Consider the following 16,747-nt stretch of genomic DNA (forward strand, 5'->3'; position numbering starts at 1 on the left):
TCAACATATTACATGACTCCCAATAACAATGCAATAGATTTCTAAGGAATGTTCCGAAAATTCCATCTTTGTTTTCCTGTATGACGGAACTAGTTAAATAACGTTTACAGAATAATGCCACTGTACTATAATTTAGGTACCTATCATCTTTAGAAAGAGTGTTTGATTTGATATTTGGAAAAATACCAGTTAGACAGCAAAATATTGTGTTAATCGGCTTCATGGGAGTTGGAAAAACAACTATCGGCGAACTCGTGGCCCAAAAACTTTACCGCAGCTTCATCGACATCGACAAAGAAATTGAACAGGAATTTGGCATGTCAACAACTGAAATCTTTACTATACATGGTGAAAAAGTATTCCGGGACAGAGAACGGGAGTTAATCCAATCCTATTGTGAACAACAAAAACTCAAAATCATTTCAATTGGTGGCGGTGCTTTTATGCAGCCCGAAGTCCGGGAAGCTTGCCTGGCTAATTGTACGGTCTTATACCTCGATGTATCTTGGGAAGAATGGAAAGAGCGTCTTGATATCCTTATTGAAAACCGGCCTGTCTTACAAAACCGCAGTATTGAAGAAATTGAACAACTCTTCCATGAAAGACAAGGCGCCTATTCACTAAACAACTCTACGTTAATGGTTGATGACCAATCTGCCGAAGAGATTGCCGACCATATCGTTGAATCTTTGAAGCATGCTTGGGATCTATATGAACCGCATTGACTTAATCTGCCGTACTAGAGAACGGAATAGTCCTCTATGTACGGCTTTTTATGATTCCAACTTTTCTTGGGCAGCCACTTTTGGACTTAATGCCGAACAAGGTCCTGCCTGCAACATATAGCTGCCTCCATCATGTCCTAAATAGTCTTTCACGTCTCTCGCTGTTTCGATTAATCGATCTATATTCATGCCCGTATTGACACCCATTTCCTCAAAGGCATGAACTAAATCCTCAGTCGCAATATTGCCGCTTGCTCCCGGCGCATATGGACAACCGCCTAACCCTGCAATCGAGCTATCAAACAATGTTACGCCTTGTTGAAGTGCCGCCACCGCATTAGCTAATGCCATTCCTCTTGTATTATGCAAGTGCATGGAAAATTCAATATGCGGATAGCCATTTTGAAGAACTGCCAAGAATTCATAAACTTGCTTTGGATTGGCCATTCCTGTTGTATCAGCAAGAGACACTTCCGCTATGCCCATTTTATTGTATCGATCTACTATAGTCATAATTCGATCCAAAGGCACAATTCCTTCATATGGGCACCCAAAAGCCACTGAGATAGAGCCACCTACTTTCACATTATGCCTTTCAGCCAACTCTATGATAGGGGCAAATCCGTTTTGGGCATCTTCTACAAGGCTATTTGCATTTGAAAGGCTATGAGAATCCGTGGCCGACAGCATTAGCTTTAATTTTGTAATCCCTGCTGAAATAGCACGCTCTGCCCCTCTGACATTTGGAACTAGCGCTCGGAATTTTATATTCGTTAAGTCTTCCGTAGCTCGAACGACTTCTTCTGCGTCTTTTAATTGAGGGATGGCTTTGGGATGAACAAAAGATGTGATCTCCATGGATCGCACGCCGGTGTTTGCTAAAGCTCTTACAATGCGGATTTTTTCTTCAGTAGGAATCCAATTTCGTTCCGCTTGAAATCCATCACGTGGTGCTACCTCACATATCGTCACGTCAGATGGTAATTTGAATGTACTCATTTAAATGACTCCCTTCTCTTTTAAAGACACTAATTCTTCCTGTGACAAACCTAATTGCCCGCCTAAAATTTCTTCTGTATGCTCTCCAAGTTCTGGTGCCCGATGGCGAATCGCGCCGGGTGTATCGGAGAATTTCGGAACAATGCCAGGTACTTTCACAGTACCGAGTCGAGGATGTTCCACTTCTACAATATTCTCCCTTGCCTTATAATGAGGGTCTTCAAAAATATCAGCAATACTTAAAATTGGGCTTACGGGCACTCCAAAAGCATCCAGTTTTTCCTGCAGTTCCTGTAAAGTATGCTGCTCGATCCAATCCATTACGATTTTCTGCACTTCATGGTCATTTTTCAAACGGGCCGCATTTGCTGAATAGCGTTCGTCTTGTAACATATCCGTTCTTTCCATGGCTTCGGCAAGCCGCTCAAAAGTAGGGTCGGTACTGCAAACTAGAACGACAAATTTCCCGTCTTTTGTCTCATAGGTACCCGCTGGACTTGAGTGGCCCGCCAATCCGGGGCTTCGTTCCCTTACTTTCCCTGATTGATCGTACTCGGCGATTAAAAACTCCAACATGCGGAACAACGATTCATATAGCCCCATTTCAACCATCTGCCCGATTGGCTCTCCATCCATTGTATCGCGATGGTATAAAGCGCTAACTGCCGCAAATGCCGTATAGACGCCCGTTATATAATCCAACAATGAATAAGACGGGCTTACAGGCGGACGATCGGGGTACCCTTGAATATACGTATGTCCACTAAATGCCGTTCCTGGCGTGCCAAAGCCTGCTTTCGCACTGTATGGGCCTGTTTGACCGTACCCAGAAATTCGAACCATGATCAACTGGGGATTTTCTTCTTTCAAAGTCTCATAGTCGAGTCCCCACTTTTCGAGAGTTCCTGGTCGGAAATTTTCAATTAATATATCCGTTTGGCCGATTAATTTTTTAAAGATTTCTTTCCCATCCTCGGAACGAATGTCAAGCGTAATAGACTTCTTGTTCCGTGCAAGCCCTGGCCACCTGAGCGACTCTCCATTTTTCCACGGCCCAACTGTTCGTAACGTGTCCCCTTTATTTGGCAGCTCAATTTTCGTTACATTGGCTCCTAAGTCAGCTAGTAACGTGGCTCCATAGGGGGCGGCGATCATCGTGGAAATGTCTAGCACATCCACGCCTGTTAATGGTCCGAAATTCCCTTTCCCCATCGTCATGTCCTCCATTATTCTTCTTTTTTATTCATCCGAGCACGTTATCCCGCAAATGCTGTAAATGATTGCGCATCGCTTGAATGGCCTTATTTTTATCACCCGCTTTAATGGCATCTAAAATCTCTTTATGTTCTTGAAGAGATTCGGTGTAACGATCTTCGGATGTTAACGTCTGTTTCCGAACTTGTCGATATAAATGTAAATTCATTTCCATCATAGAGACAAATACAAAGTTGTGAGTCGCTTCTGCAAGCGCAAGATGGAAATTGCTATCAGCTTCCACTTTTTCTTCGGGATATTTCAATTTTTCTTTCATTGCTTGAAGGGCTTTCTCAATTTTAAGAATGTCTTCTTCTGTCGCCCTTTCGCTCGCATGTTCAACAATTTTTGGTTCGAGCGCCTCCCGTGCTTCTAAGAAGTGCATGACAGCTGTTCGCTCAAGTAAGTCTACCGGATTCACTTGATAAGTTAGCGTAAAACGCTGGTCTACTTGCTGTACAAACCGACCGCCACCTGCCTTGGAGACAATCAAGCCCTCCGATTCCAAAACTCGGCAGGCTTCCCGCAAAGATGTGCGGCTGCACCCTAACTGCTGGGCTAAATCCCGCTCACTTGGCAGTCGATCATTCGGCTTTAAAGTACCGTCTTCAATTAAACCTCTGATTTGCTCCACGATTTTTTCATAGACTCTTGTATGTTGTAGTTCCACAAACAGTTTCCCGTTCAAGGTTTTGCACCTCCTACCTAAATAGCTGTTATGTCATACGGTCGAGACCGTAAAATGAATTGTATCGGAAAATGGACCACTGGTTAGCCCACTTTTATTTAGTATAGTCTGTATATTTTATTTCGTCAAATAATAAAAACCTGCTTCTTATGAAAGAAACAGGCTGAAAATCTCTTTATGACCAATCCGGTAAGGATTCTTGAGTACTAGCAATCACCTCTCGTAATGTGTCTATTGGAATTTGTCCCGGTGCTGAGCTTTGGACACCCACTGCAAATGTTAAGACGGAACCATACACCCATCCCATAATCCGGCTTAAGCCTCCGATGCTTCCCATAGACATCGTAATGAGCGGTATGCCCATTGCTTTGTCTGCTTCTTTGGTCAAAGCTAACAACCGCAGCACATCATCCTTGCTCTTTGGCATTACAGCAGCTTTTGCTACATCTGCGCCATAAGATTCGGCCAGCTGCAACCGTTCAATGATTTCCTTACTTTCCGGAGTGTACTCGAAATTATGATAAGAGAGAACAAGCTTAACCCCATTCGACTTCGAGACTTCCCTTATTGCTTTAATATGTTCCGCATCATTTGCTACTTCAAAATCAATAAACTGCACGGCCTGCTTTCTACAAACTTCACATAACAACTCAACTTTCTCCCCTTCTGACAGTGGAATGGATTGACCGCCCTCCTTCTCAGATCGGATAGTAAATAAAATCGGCAAATCTGCTATGGCCGCAATTCGTTCAGCGGTCTCAAGTACAGAAGACAATTGATCAATTTCTTTGTAAAAATCAACTCGCCATTCCAAAATATCAGGCTGTTTAGGAAGAATTACTTCAAGCTCCTTCACGATTTCTTCTTGATTTTGCCCTACTAGCGGCGTACAAATATAAGGAGCTTTTTTCCCGGGAATCATTTCAGTTTTCATATAACCTCTCCTCAACTATGTATGAATTTTGCAAATTCTTTAAGTGTCGGATTACTATCCGGATAACTAGTTTTATTGTATCATAGATATTTTTATTGATGGAAAAAAGTACACCACAGGAATGTGATGTACTTTCTACTTTACTCTTTGCTATAACGCAACACAGGTTGACGGGCAGCTTTCGTTTCATCCAAGCGACCTATGACCGTGGTATGTGGAGCTTCTTGAACAATTTCAGGATTCTCTTCCACTTCTTTTGCAATCTGGATCATTGCATCGATGAAAGCATCCAGAGTTTCCTTGGACTCCGTTTCGGTCGGTTCAATCATCATACCTTCTTCTACATTGAGCGGGAAGTAGATCGTTGGTGGATGATAGCCGAAATCAAGGAGTCGTTTTGCCATATCCAATGTCCGGACTCCCAATTTCTTCTGGCGGCGCCCAGAAAGGACAAACTCATGTTTACAATGTTTCGTATAAGGAAGATCGAAATATGGCTCCAATCGCCGCATCATGTAGTTAGCATTCAAGACGGCATATTCAGTGACAGCTTTTAACCCATCCGGTCCCATTGATCGAATGTAAGTGTAGGCGCGTAGGAAAATACCAAAATTCCCATAATACGGCTTCACGCGGCCGATAGATTGCGGACGTTCATAATTGAATGAAATTTTATCTCCTTGTTTGACCAAAACCGGTTTTGGTAAAAATGGCACCAATTCTTTTTTGACACCGACTGGGCCAGAACCTGGACCGCCGCCACCGTGAGGACCCGTAAATGTCTTGTGCAGATTCAAGTGGACCGCGTCAAAGCCCATATCGCCAGGACGCGCTTTGGACATGACTGCATTTAAGTTGGCCCCATCATAGTATAGTTTGCCGCCGACCCCATGGACGATGGAAGCCATCTCCAGAATATCTTCTTCGAACAATCCTAGTGTGTTCGGATTCGTCAGCATCAAAGCCGCCGTATCCTTGCCGACTTTCGCTTTCAAATCATCGATGTCGACGAGTCCGAATTCATTGGATTTAACTGTGATAGTTTCCAATCCGGCAACTGTCGCAGATGCCGGGTTCGTACCATGCGCTGAGTCCGGAACGAGCACCTTTGTCCGGTTGAAATCACCGTTTGCCTCGTGGAATGCACGGATCATCATAAGCGCCGTCCATTCTCCATGTGCGCCGGCTGCCGGCTGCAGCGTCACTTCATCCATACCCGTAATTTCCGAAAGGTGCTCTTGCAAGTCGTACATCATTTCCAGAGCGCCTTGGACAGTTGATTCATCCTGCAATGGATGGATATTGGCAAATCCTGAATAACGTGCTACCTTTTCGTTGATTTTCGGATTGTACTTCATTGTACAAGAGCCGAGTGGATAAAATCCTGTATCCACCCCATGGTTTCGGTTCGAAAGGGCGGTATAATGACGCATGATATCGAGCTCGGATACTTCGGGAAGTTCCGGAGCTTCCTCGCGGATGTAATGGACCGGCATCAGATCCGCCAAATCCACTTCCGGAACATCCATTTCAGGAAGGCTATAGCCAATCCGTCCATCTTTGGACAGTTCAAAAATTAGTGGCTGATTTTCTTTATGCATGAAGGGCCTCCATTTCCTGCACAAGTGCATCGATTTCTTCTTTTGTCCGTTGTTCCGTAACAGCAATCAACGCATGGTTTGACAATCCGGGATACGTTAAACCGAGGTCATATCCGCCGATCATCCCTTTGGTTAGCAGATGGGCATTTACTTCTTTGACGGGCTTTTTACACTGCACTACAAGTTCGTTGAAGTGGGCATTTCCAAAGCGAACTTCAAATCCTGCTTTTTCAAATGTCTCCTTGGCGTATCGGGTCTTTGCAATGTTTTGATAAGCCATTTCTTGAACACCCTTTTTACCAAGGGCCGTCATCGCAACGGAAGCTGCTAGTGCATTCAGCGCCTGATTGGAACAAATATTGGAAGTTGCCTTATCACGACGGATATGCTGTTCACGTGCTTGCAAAGTCAATACATAGCCACGGCGTCCCTCATCGTCTGTTGTTTCTCCGACAAGTCGGCCCGGAACTTTCCGCATTAATTTTTTCGTGACCGCAAAATAACCGCAATGCGGACCGCCGAATTGTTCAGCGATTCCAAACGGTTGAGCGTCTCCCACCGTTATATCAGCTCCTAGTTTCCCCGGTGGCGTCAGAATACCAAGCGCCAGCGGATTGGCTGATACAACAAAAAGGCCGCCTTTTTCGTGTGTCATTTCACTCATTCTTTGAAGATCTTCAATTTGGCCAAAGAAGTTTGGATATTGCACGAGTACTGCCGCTGTATCCTCATCTACCAAAGAAGCCAATTGTTCTATGTCGGTAACACCGTTTATTTGCGGTACAACAACGACATCAATGAATTGGCCTTTAGCATAGGCAGCAACCACATCGCGTGATTCGGGATGAACCGCTTCCGAAACGAGCAGCTTTTTACGTTTCGTATGTCCCGCCGCAAGTGTTCCCGCTTCCGCCAGCGCAGTTCCGCCATCATACATGGAGGAGTTGGCGAGATCCATTCCCGTCAGCTCACAGATCATTGTTTGGAATTCAAAAATCGCTTGCAATTCCCCTTGGGAAATTTCCGGTTGATACGGTGTGTAAGCGGTATAGAATTCAGAGCGTGAAATGACATGGTCGACAATAATTGGCTTGTAATGGTCATAGACACCCGCCCCCAAGAAAGAAACATGAGTGTCTGAATTCGCATTTTTGGATGCCAGAAAAGAAAGTTCTTTCGTCAGTGCCGATTCAGACTTCGCTTTTTTAATATTGTATTGTCCTTTGAATCGGACTTTTTCAGGAATGTCCTCAAAAAGTTCATCAATAGATGAGATGCCAATCGCTTGTAACATTTCTTTGCGATCCGTTTCCGTCATTGGAAGGTAACGATGCTTCATGCTTTTTTAACCCCTTTTCACTTATCGTTTATAAAATGGTGTTGCAATGACAATCGCTTTCAGACGTTTATTGCGAACTTCGACAAAAACTTCGTTGCCTTCAGTAGCATATTCGCTTTTTAATAATGCAAATCCAATGTTCTTTTTCAATGTCGGTGATTGGGTGCCCGTTGTCACTTCCCCAATTTCTTCATCGTTCATATAGACTTTATAACCTGTCCGGGGAATCCCTTTATCAATCATCTCAATTCCGACCAATTTACGCGGTACACCTTGTTCTTTTTGTTTAACGAGAGCAGCTTTCCCTATAAATTCTTCCTTATTCGTTTTGACGACAAAGCCTAGGCCTGCTTCCAACGGTGAAATATCCTTTGACAATTCTTGTCCATATAACGGTAAGCCAGATTCAAAGCGCAATGTATCCCGTGCTCCCAAGCCTGCCGGGACAACGCCTTCTCCCTCACCAGCTTTCAGAATCAAAGGCCAAAGTTCAACGATCGATTCCGAAGATCCATAAATTTCAAATCCATCTTCTCCTGTATAGCCTGTGCGCGAAATTAGCACCGAATGACCTGCTACATCTACCTCGTCTTTAAAACGGAAAAACTTGATCTCCTCAAGCGGTTCATCCGTCAACTTCTGCAGCACTGTTTGAGCCGCAGGACCTTGCAACGCCAATAAGGCGTAGGATGAGGACTGGTCATCGACCGTCACATCATTCGGCGCATGCTGCTTCATCCATTCCACATCTTTCTCAACATTAGATGCGTTCACGACCAGAAAGTAGTCTTGTTCCCCCCGCTTATAAATGAGGAGATCGTCGATCGTACCCCCATCTTCATAGCACATGACGGTATATTGCGCCTGCCCTATTTTCAATTTGGAGACATCATTCGTCACAAGTTTCTGTAAATAGGAAAGAGCGCCTTCCCCACTGACTACGATTTCCCCCATGTGGGAGACATCAAATAGCCCGGCTTTCGTGCGAACCGCCTCATGTTCAGCTTTGATGCCAGAGAATTGAACAGGCAGTTCCCACCCGCCAAAATCAATAGTCTTGCCCCCATACTTTGCATAGCTGTCAAAAAGAGCTGTTCGTTTCAATTGTTCTGCCACACCGCATTCCCCCTTGATAAATTGATAAAAAAAGACAGAGGTTCCCTGATTGGGAACCTCTGTCCTGTTACCTGAAAGATTGACCTTGCGGCTTTCCTCGTTGGTGGCCGGCTAATCCGGCGCTCTCCAGAGATGCGTCGTGTATGAGTCTTTTTGCCTGAGAGATTCGCAACCTCTGTTACTTGCTCCTTCGGCGACGCTTTCGCGTACTCTCCACATACAGTCATTCGCGGTATTTGTTTATGTTTTGATATGCAATGCCTTAATGCCTTATATCTTAACATTACAAATAAGAAAGCGCAATTCTTTTTGTGCAATTACCTTATTCACGAACATTTTCAACTTATCGGTCGTTATGATTCGTTTTTTAGAACAGAATACGATGTGCCACGCTATTCCAAAATCCATTTTTAATTCTTTCCAATCACTTCTTTTGAATTCACGTCCCATTTAAGCCGACTAATCTGAAAGGCAATATAATCGGTGATTTCCCGCAAAGTCCTGTTCTTGGTCTCCACCTTGAAGTGAGCGGCCGCCAAATAGGCCGTTTTTCGTTCGGCATACAATTTTTCTAGACCTGCGCGGGTCGACCGCTGGACAATCGGCCGCTTATTTTTTTTCGCAATCCGTTGCCATATATTTTGGAAAGGAGCATTCAAGAAAAAGACCAGTCCCGTGCTTCGCATAATATCACGGTTCACTTTACGGACCGGAACTCCTCCCCCTGTCGCAATGATGCAGCTTTCATCACGAAAAGTTTGGAGAAATTCAGTTTCCATATCCCGGAACCACTCTTCTCCGTAAATTTCAAAGATATCAGCGATGGACATACCTGCTTTTTTTACAATTTCCTGGTCCATGTCATAAAAAGGCATCTTCACAATATAGCTTAACCGTCTGCCAATCGCACTTTTACCACTTCCCATGTAGCCAATTAAATAAACTTTCTTCATTTCATCACCCATCTATTGCAAAAACCTCTTTATTGCTGCATAGTTTTCACTGTTTCGTTTTTATAATACGTGGCAACCGAATCATACGTCCTGTTAAGACTATCATGCCATGAAACGAGGGTGAAAAGGAAGAGGCTAACGAAAAATAGTAAAACAATGGCTGCTGCCAACATGGCTCCGCGCTCATTCCGGAAAAAGTCCAACTGCAAATCCCCTTTCTCTAGTCTGGCCGTCAAGCATTGTCACATCAGCTGTCACTATCGTCCCATCAAAAGAGAAGACGACGGATCGTACATTTGTAAGAATAGGGACATGTCCTTCTCCTGCTTTCTGCCATCGAATGACATTCCCCGATAGGCCTACCTGATGTGTGAGTCCGTTAATCCGGAAGCTGATTTTATCTTTATCCGGCATGTCAAATGTACTTACATTTTTCAATAGACGCTGCATGTCGATTGCAAACAATTCCCACTCCGTCGCTGTATGATCCGAGAATTGTCTCTCAATTGGTGCTTTCCAAACAAAGAACAATAAAAAGAGTTGTAGAAAAGCGATAGCGATCAATAAATGAAACACACTCTCCAAAAAGGTATACCCTTGCTCGTCCACCCCTCGCTTTAACCGGCACATTTCATTTCCACCTTACCTGCATGATCGTAAGAAACACACACCACTTCCTCCGACACTTTCCAGTCATACGAGACATCTTCAATATGAATGGTTCCAGCCATCCCTCCGTAAGCCTGATAAAGGATTGCCCCCTTTAAAGCCACCTCCATCGCATGCATCGTCTTTTTCTTCTCGTACAACTTAAAACTCATATGGGCGCCGAACGGCAAGAGCGTCCCGAAAATGACGAAAGCGATTGTCAATGTAAGAATGGCTTCCGGCCATGAATATCCCTTATCATTCATAGACGATCACTCTCCCACGCAAAAATTGAAATCGGATATCAAAGTTTCCCCTTTTGGCGAATACTGTTGCAGTGCCTGATTTTTTAATATCACCATTGCCTTGAAACTCGATTTTTGTAACCGCACTGCTCTCATATCTCATGCCCTCTGGAAAAGAGCTTCTCGCTAGTTCCCTTGCTGAGGCATACGTAATATACTCCGTTCCAGCATTCTTGAATTCCAATCTTGTGGCTATATTGTGTGCCATTGAATACGCTTGTAAGTCATAGATCGCCACAACAAATGCCTGTAGCGCCTCTTGTTCAGTCGTCTCCTTGATCCACCGATCGCCCACCGGCAAGATAATCACCGTTAAGATGGCCATGATGGAAAGCACTAACAGCATTTCAAGAAAGGTGAACCCCGACTCACTGTTCCTCATTCTACTACTGAATCGACTGCCACTTCGCCATCAACAATAGTTAATGCGCTTCCATCCGGACAAGTAGCCCCTTCTGGAAGATAGTCAGCATTCGATAATTCCTCTATGGAACTTGGAACCTCTTTTTTTTCCATCTTATACGCTTCAACTTGTCCTTGCACCATCTTAAATAACGCAAAGAAAGACAACCAATATGCGTGATCGTCCTAATTTTTGGAACTTTCTTCAAGTAGCCTTTCTGCTTCTATGGCTTCTTTACTTAAGTTCTTTCCGCTTACAAAATAAGTACCACCGCTTTCAATAAAGTAATTGCCATCCACATTGTAATAGTTTGGATGGTTGTAAAAGTCTATTTTTGAATCATCTACACCCTGCCAAAATTCTCTGGCTTCTTTGTGTGTTCGTCTGAAATGCTCTTCAAATTTATGAAAAGTAACTGAATGAATCTCAGCCATTGGAAATAGTGAATTGAACTCCAATATCTCTTCCTCGTAGTTCGGGAACGAAAAACTTACTTTTATTTCATAGTCTCCTACGACAATTTCCTTTAGTAATTTTAACTTTTCGGCTTTCTTTATTCTTGTGCCAGAATGAATCTCTTCTATTAATACTCTCTTTTGTTCGACCTTTTCCCTTAGTTTACTGATACTGTCTATGTTTATTTTTTCAATTTGGCTTTCGTGTTCTTTTATTTGCTCGATATTTTTTTCAATATCCGCCACAAACATATCAATAACCCCTTGTGTTCCGCCTGCTAATTGTTGTTTAATAGCTTGTTTAATCGTGTTATTTTCTATTTCTAGCTGTTCAATTTTTACCGTGACTTCATTTCTTCGATTGTTTAGGTTAGCTGTTTCTGCTTCAATTCGCTCCATTAATCTGGTGTAACCCGTGTAGTTTGCAATTCCATCTATAAGACTTGATACTCCGATACGGTCGAACGCTTCATTGACGTTTGATATTGAAATACCTCTCACGTCGCAACCTTGACCATTGCGTCTATTCCAACAAATGTAAGTGGTTTTTTCTTTCGCTCCTATGTGACGCACAAAACGAGATCCGCATTTTTCACAATAGAGTTTACCGTAATATATATCATTGACTGCCGGCTTACGACCTTTTTTAGTACTCTTATTTATTCGTGATTCTCTAATCTTGTTCGCCTGTTCCCACATCTCAACTTCAATAATAGGCGGTACTGCATTCGGTATCTCAATCCATTCATCTTCATGCAAGGCTTGTCGTTTTGTATCCGTAACATTTTTCTTTGTAGTCCGATTTACAACCGCTGTGCCTGTATATATTTTATTTTTGATGATCCTTAATATCTTATCTCCGCTCCACTTGTTTCCTTGCTGTGTTGGAATATTCATTTCGTTTAATCGTTGAGTTAATAATTTGGAACCCGCCTCCATAAATTCATTAAATATTTTTTCTACTATTTTTCTTTGTTCATCATCGACTACAATCTTATTATCTGTATCTCTTTTATAACCATACGGAAGCCTAGCGGGACTGTATTTTCCTTTATCCGCATTATATTTTTTCGTGAATTTGATACGTCTTGAAGTGTTTTCAGATTCACTTTGTGCGAAGATTAAAAGAAGATTTGTTCTTGTATACCATTCTTCTGAATCGGTTACAAGTCCATTGTTTTCAAAATTAATATATACGCCTATGTCTCTCAAATACTCGATGACACTAATTCCAAGCGTTCCGCTCCGTGAAAAACGAGAAATATCTTTCGTAATTATAAGATCAAACTTCGGTTCTCTATCAGACTTTTCAAACCAGTCGTAGCTATTATCTTTTTTAATGTAGTTTAGTCCAGCATCAACCAACATTTTAATAAACTCCGGTCTTCTAGCATTTGTTCCGCTTAATCCTTTTTCGGCATAAATATCGACTAATTCATAGTTATTTTTTTTACACCACTCTTCATAGTAGGATTCTTGATTTTTTAAACTAAGTTCTTGCTCTTCTTTGTTCGTGGAAACACGTGTGTAGAGGACGGCTCTTTTTTTCATTGTACTTCAACCTCATTTCTCTAATAAATGCGTTACAACCACTCAAGCAGATACTCAAATACTTTATAATTCTATGACGTGTGAAAGCACGTTAAGTGCGTTACTATACTGTAAGAAATAAAAGAGAACCGCTATAAAGCGATCCTTTGGTCGGTATTAAGTATTAAAAACCTACTGTATTTTCAACAACAGCCATATTTCCTTGGTTATCTTTGTATGATTTAGATGGTATTTTAGCTATTATTCTGAAATCAATACTATCTTCTAATAAGTAGTTATATATTCCCTCAAAACTAGCTCTATGAAAATATAAATACCAAGAATCAGTGTAGCCTCCATCAAATGGTGTTAATTTACCGCAAAAGAATGCTTTCTCATTTTTATATCCGTAATTATAATAATCACAAAGCTCAACATTACCCTCAAGATAAAATGGTTCATCTAAATGATTAGGCATATTATACTGTACTTCTTTTGCTGTAAGGTTGGTTTTATGTTTATTCATAAACTCTGCTTTTACTTCTTCGTTCTTAGCGCCTTCCTCCGCTTTTCTATCAGCTATAATTCCTCTTATATATGCTTCATTATAGTTACTACTCTTTAAGTTAGACTTGCCGAAAGTTTTTTCAAGTTGCATATAGTTTTTATCATAGTTCTTTTTTGCTTCTTCTATATCTCCCTCTGAAATAATTGCAATGTTATAAAATATACTTGACATAGACAAATCAAGAACATCATTAATAATCTCTTTTTCCTCGTCTGATAAGGATGGCAAATCACTACCAATACTGGAAATAACCTCAGTATTAATTAGTTCCTCTTTTTTTACCGAATCATCAATATACAAAATAGCTTGAATCGAGTCTTCCCAAAATTGTTGATTTACGTTCTCTGGTTTGCTTGAGCATGCAGATAAGACCATTATTGACATACAAAAAACTAGAAATATTAGTTCTCTCTTCATCTTACCCCTCCAATAGTAAATTAGATTCATATCTATAATACCATAATTTTGGTTATATTTGGATAACAAATACAAAAATAAAAACGCTATCAAATTGAAATCGTGTGCAATAATGTTCGAAAAAATAAAAGTCCTACGATGTGAACAGTCGTGGTATGGCTCTGTGTAGCTTATCTAACGCCTAAACGGTTGATACCATCCGCCCCACCTGTAAAATACCTGTAAGTGGCTTGTATGGGATTGTATAGGCTTGTAAGGCGGTTGCATGATGTAAAATAAAAGGCAGATTTTACTTTGAAAAGTTGAATAAGACGATTTAAGGCATATTCTAGGCGTTCTGTTTTATGCTAGGGGAATTGTATCGGAATTAGTTTAACTTCCTCACTTTTGCCTGTATGGCTCTGTATGATACGACATTCGAACAGCGTTTCATCCGCCAAACAATATGGACACTGAAAATATGGATCAATTAGATTTTTTTCTATTGCAAATTTTTGGTTGCAATTATCGCAATGAATTAATTTCATTGAATCAATTATTAAGTTCATGGAATCATCCTTTCATGGTAATAAGTAAAAAGAGTAGCTGGCGGGCTACCCTTAGAACAATTTAAAATCTTTTAGTGAATCTGCTACTTCTTCCTCTGTAATACCAATGTATCTTTTTGTGATGGATTGATCCGAATGATTAAAGATGTTCATAAGCGTTACAATGTCATGAGTTTTCTTATAATAATGGTATCCGAATGTTTTTCTCATTGTGTGTGTTCCTATGTCATTTCTTCCTATCAATTCTCCAGCCTGTACAAGTACCCTGTACGCTTGTGTAGTCGTTATGTGACTGTCTCCCTTTCTGGAAGGGAAAAGGTACTCATCATCTTTCAAGCTTTCTGTATAATCTGCTATCTCTGGCATGATGGCATTTAAGTGAACAGTACGCTCTTTTTTGGTTTTTCCTTCTCTGATTTTGAAGTTGCTTTTCCCCTTTATGTCACCGACTTTTAATTTTATAATATCGCCAACTCTCAATCCTGTCGTTATTCCAATTTTAAAAAGTAGAACATTTCTTTCTGCGTTTAACTTTGCCATTCCTAACGCTTCAATCATTTCTGCAATATCTTTCTTTGTTGTCAGTGGCTGAACATCAATTAGCATTCCTTTTTTAGTGCTAGTATTTGCCATTTTTCTAACCCCTTTCAAATGTATCCTTTTGTTGTTATTTCAACAATACCGTACATTTTGTAGGTAGTCAATTACAGAATGGCTTTAATACAACTTTTCACATGTATCCTTTTAGGTAATAGAATACATTCAATCTATTGCACACTAGTTCAGGATGTTATTATCTTGAATTATTTTCTGTGAAATGAAAGTAAGGCAGAAGTATATAAATTTTTATCATTTACTGATAACATCACATCATAACCATCTTTGTTCCATAAGGTTCCTACCCCTGAATAGTTATCCGCAGTAAAATAGTTCGTTCCAAGCTCATTAACAGCCTGTTTTAAAAGCATATTATGCAAAGCTTTTATCTCACCACTTGTATGAAATGAATTTTTATTTGGTAAAAAGTCATACATAATATAATTCAGCTTACCATTCTCGAAATAGTAAGTAAGTTTAGCTGAATACCCAAATTTTTCAACCTTATATATTAAAGCTTGCACATCATAATCTTTAAGGTGTTCTATCAACTTTGCCCCTTCTAATTTTTTCACATCATTAATCCCCATGTCGAAACTTATTCCACGTGTCACAATCTTTCTTGGTTGGGGTCTAAAATCAGGATTCATTGCCCTTGCTATAAAAGCTGAAATGTGTGCTCTTGTTAAACCTTCATTTGGCTTAAATGTCCCATCCGGATATCCCGATGTAATATTTGCCGCCACCAACTTTTTAACCGCTACATATGCTGTTGATCCTTTGGGAACATCTTTAAAATTAATGTCAGCTTGATTTGTTAATTTAAAGGCATTGGCAATGAAGGCAGCCATATGACCCCGGGTGACAAGATTGGTAGGTTTAAATGTTCCATCTGGATAGCCGTTGATTATTCCCGCTTCAACAGCTGAATTAATATAACCAGAGGAGTATCTGCTTTCGGGTACATCTTTAAACTTTGTTTTCGTTTTATTCCCATTCAGTCCAATCGCTTTACTGACCATCACTGCAACTTCTTCTCGTGTGACCTTTTGATTAACCCCAAACTTTTCTGTCGGCTCAATAACACCCATCTCTAATAAATACATGATTTCCGTGTAGTTAGGATGGTTTTTAGGAACGTCTTTAAATGTGTGATTCGATCCCTTTGCTTGCGGAACTAGTGAAACCATTAAAACTAAAGTTAATAAGAATACTAGAACTTTTCTCATATTATTCCCCCTTAATTATATTTTCCTATTCACTATACCACAAACGATCTGAAAAAACTGTAAATAAAATACATTCGGCTACACTCTCGACTCGTTACGAAGCAAGTCCCATATTATCGGCTTGTGGCGGGTACCTATATGCAAGAATGTAGCATTTATTCGCATATCGAAATATAACACGAATGGATGTTCTGATTACCTTTAGATACAATATTATGGAAGGAAGAACGTAACTAGGATGAACTAGCTACGTCCATTGTGAATAAATGTCTGCCTATTCTTTATTTAGCAACTCAATCAGGAACCCGTATTCTTGCCTTTCGAACAATAACAACCCCTGTTCCTGTAATGCCTGTAAGTCCTCTGATAGCCTGTCTACTGCCTTCCTGTTGTATCTTGGTAGCAAGTCCTCGAAGTCAATCAACTCTGCTCTATTGG

The 16,747-nt window shown here is 41.0% G+C and carries 18 protein-coding genes and 1 riboswitch; of the genes, 1 reads left to right on the plus strand and 17 read right to left on the minus strand.

The window, feature by feature from the left end; translation table 11 throughout:
* The first annotated feature begins 221 nt into the window (after positions 1–221).
* A complete protein-coding gene (locus tag AB1K83_RS06130) occupies positions 222–725 on the plus strand; it encodes a shikimate kinase (RefSeq protein ID WP_413057523.1) in 504 nt (167 codons plus the stop codon).
* A 48-nt stretch (positions 726–773) separates the two neighbouring features.
* Here AB1K83_RS06130 and AB1K83_RS06135 read toward each other — a convergent pair whose 3' ends face one another.
* From AB1K83_RS06135 to AB1K83_RS06215, 17 genes are all read right to left on the minus strand, one after another.
* Entirely contained in the window at positions 774–1,724 is a 951-nt protein-coding gene (locus tag AB1K83_RS06135) for a hydroxymethylglutaryl-CoA lyase (RefSeq protein ID WP_413057275.1), read from the minus strand.
* Positions 1,725–2,936: a CaiB/BaiF CoA transferase family protein gene (locus AB1K83_RS06140; RefSeq protein ID WP_413057276.1), complete on the minus strand. Its 1,212-nt coding sequence runs from the start codon at positions 2,934–2,936 to the stop codon at positions 1,725–1,727.
* Between the two features lie 31 nt (positions 2,937–2,967).
* Positions 2,968–3,666 (minus strand): FadR/GntR family transcriptional regulator, encoded by a 699-nt coding sequence (locus AB1K83_RS06145; RefSeq protein ID WP_413057277.1) that lies wholly within the window; start codon positions 3,664–3,666, stop codon positions 2,968–2,970.
* A gap of 175 nt (positions 3,667–3,841) precedes the next feature.
* Positions 3,842–4,600, minus strand: a complete 759-nt coding sequence (aroD, locus tag AB1K83_RS06150) for a type I 3-dehydroquinate dehydratase (RefSeq protein ID WP_413057278.1) — start codon at positions 4,598–4,600, stop codon at positions 3,842–3,844.
* A 140-nt stretch (positions 4,601–4,740) separates the two neighbouring features.
* The gene (gcvPB, locus tag AB1K83_RS06155; protein ID WP_413057279.1) at positions 4,741–6,201 is read right to left on the minus strand and encodes an aminomethyl-transferring glycine dehydrogenase subunit GcvPB; all 1,461 of its coding nucleotides are present in this window, start codon (positions 6,199–6,201) and stop codon (positions 4,741–4,743) included.
* Entirely contained in the window at positions 6,194–7,540 is a 1,347-nt protein-coding gene (gene gcvPA / locus AB1K83_RS06160; protein WP_413057280.1) for an aminomethyl-transferring glycine dehydrogenase subunit GcvPA, read from the minus strand. The genes gcvPB and gcvPA overlap by 8 nt, the downstream gene beginning before the upstream one ends.
* A gap of 21 nt (positions 7,541–7,561) precedes the next feature.
* A complete protein-coding gene (gene gcvT, locus AB1K83_RS06165; RefSeq protein WP_413057281.1) occupies positions 7,562–8,656 on the minus strand; it encodes a glycine cleavage system aminomethyltransferase GcvT in 1,095 nt (364 codons plus the stop codon).
* Between the two features lie 135 nt (positions 8,657–8,791).
* Positions 8,792–8,883: riboswitch (glycine riboswitch) on the minus strand.
* A gap of 183 nt (positions 8,884–9,066) precedes the next feature.
* The gene (locus AB1K83_RS06170; RefSeq protein WP_413057282.1) at positions 9,067–9,609 is read right to left on the minus strand and encodes a shikimate kinase; all 543 of its coding nucleotides are present in this window, start codon (positions 9,607–9,609) and stop codon (positions 9,067–9,069) included.
* A gap of 29 nt (positions 9,610–9,638) precedes the next feature.
* A complete protein-coding gene (locus AB1K83_RS06175; RefSeq protein WP_413057283.1) occupies positions 9,639–9,812 on the minus strand; it encodes a hypothetical protein in 174 nt (57 codons plus the stop codon).
* Entirely contained in the window at positions 9,793–10,239 is a 447-nt protein-coding gene (gene comGF, locus AB1K83_RS06180; RefSeq protein ID WP_413057284.1) for a competence type IV pilus minor pilin ComGF, read from the minus strand. Before comGF ends, AB1K83_RS06175 begins: the two co-directional genes overlap by 20 nt.
* Complete coding sequence (locus tag AB1K83_RS06185; RefSeq protein ID WP_413057285.1) at positions 10,227–10,523, minus strand: hypothetical protein; 297 nt, start codon at positions 10,521–10,523, stop codon at positions 10,227–10,229. The genes comGF and AB1K83_RS06185 overlap by 13 nt, the downstream gene beginning before the upstream one ends.
* Entirely contained in the window at positions 10,516–10,944 is a 429-nt protein-coding gene (locus AB1K83_RS06190) for a prepilin-type N-terminal cleavage/methylation domain-containing protein (protein WP_413057286.1), read from the minus strand. The genes AB1K83_RS06185 and AB1K83_RS06190 overlap by 8 nt, the downstream gene beginning before the upstream one ends.
* Positions 10,941–11,132, minus strand: a complete 192-nt coding sequence (locus AB1K83_RS06195) for a hypothetical protein (RefSeq protein WP_413057287.1) — start codon at positions 11,130–11,132, stop codon at positions 10,941–10,943. The genes AB1K83_RS06190 and AB1K83_RS06195 overlap by 4 nt, the downstream gene beginning before the upstream one ends.
* 18 nt (positions 11,133–11,150) lie before the next feature.
* Complete coding sequence (locus AB1K83_RS06200) at positions 11,151–12,971, minus strand: recombinase family protein (protein WP_413057288.1); 1,821 nt, start codon at positions 12,969–12,971, stop codon at positions 11,151–11,153.
* A 163-nt stretch (positions 12,972–13,134) separates the two neighbouring features.
* On the minus strand, positions 13,135–13,935 hold the full coding sequence (locus AB1K83_RS06205; protein WP_413057289.1) for a hypothetical protein: 801 nt from the start codon (positions 13,933–13,935) through the stop codon (positions 13,135–13,137).
* Positions 13,936–14,534: 599 nt separating this feature from the next.
* On the minus strand, positions 14,535–15,116 hold the full coding sequence (locus AB1K83_RS06210; RefSeq protein WP_413057290.1) for a tyrosine-type recombinase/integrase: 582 nt from the start codon (positions 15,114–15,116) through the stop codon (positions 14,535–14,537).
* Between the two features lie 170 nt (positions 15,117–15,286).
* The gene (locus AB1K83_RS06215; protein WP_413057291.1) at positions 15,287–16,309 is read right to left on the minus strand and encodes an S-layer homology domain-containing protein; all 1,023 of its coding nucleotides are present in this window, start codon (positions 16,307–16,309) and stop codon (positions 15,287–15,289) included.
* Positions 16,310–16,747: the final 438 nt, after the last annotated feature.

This window comes from Sporosarcina sp. 179-K 3D1 HS (assembly GCF_047228905.1).
Classification (GTDB): Bacteria; Bacillota; Bacilli; order Bacillales_A; family Planococcaceae; genus Sporosarcina.

Bases quoted from the DNA above. Each gene is read 5' to 3' on its own strand.
- AB1K83_RS06130 (WP_413057523.1), top strand. From the start codon at position 222: ATGGGAGTTGGAAAAACAACTATCGGCGAACTCGTGGCCCAAAAACTT.
- AB1K83_RS06135 (WP_413057275.1), bottom strand. From the start codon at position 1,724: ATGAGTACATTCAAATTACCATCTGACGTGACGATATGTGAGGTAGCA.
- AB1K83_RS06140 (WP_413057276.1), bottom strand. From the start codon at position 2,936: ATGGGGAAAGGGAATTTCGGACCATTAACAGGCGTGGATGTGCTAGAC.
- aroD (WP_413057278.1), bottom strand. From the start codon at position 4,600: ATGAAAACTGAAATGATTCCCGGGAAAAAAGCTCCTTATATTTGTACG.
- gcvPB (WP_413057279.1), bottom strand. From the start codon at position 6,201: ATGCATAAAGAAAATCAGCCACTAATTTTTGAACTGTCCAAAGATGGA.
- gcvPA (WP_413057280.1), bottom strand. From the start codon at position 7,540: ATGAAGCATCGTTACCTTCCAATGACGGAAACGGATCGCAAAGAAATG.
- AB1K83_RS06170 (WP_413057282.1), bottom strand. From the start codon at position 9,609: ATGAAGAAAGTTTATTTAATTGGCTACATGGGAAGTGGTAAAAGTGCG.
- comGF (WP_413057284.1), bottom strand. From the start codon at position 10,239: ATGTGCCGGTTAAAGCGAGGGGTGGACGAGCAAGGGTATACCTTTTTG.
- AB1K83_RS06185 (WP_413057285.1), bottom strand. From the start codon at position 10,523: ATGAATGATAAGGGATATTCATGGCCGGAAGCCATTCTTACATTGACA.
- AB1K83_RS06190 (WP_413057286.1), bottom strand. From the start codon at position 10,944: ATGAGGAACAGTGAGTCGGGGTTCACCTTTCTTGAAATGCTGTTAGTG.
- AB1K83_RS06200 (WP_413057288.1), bottom strand. From the start codon at position 12,971: ATGAAAAAAAGAGCCGTCCTCTACACACGTGTTTCCACGAACAAAGAA.
- AB1K83_RS06205 (WP_413057289.1), bottom strand. From the start codon at position 13,935: ATGAAGAGAGAACTAATATTTCTAGTTTTTTGTATGTCAATAATGGTC.
- AB1K83_RS06210 (WP_413057290.1), bottom strand. From the start codon at position 15,116: ATGGCAAATACTAGCACTAAAAAAGGAATGCTAATTGATGTTCAGCCA.
- AB1K83_RS06215 (WP_413057291.1), bottom strand. From the start codon at position 16,309: ATGAGAAAAGTTCTAGTATTCTTATTAACTTTAGTTTTAATGGTTTCA.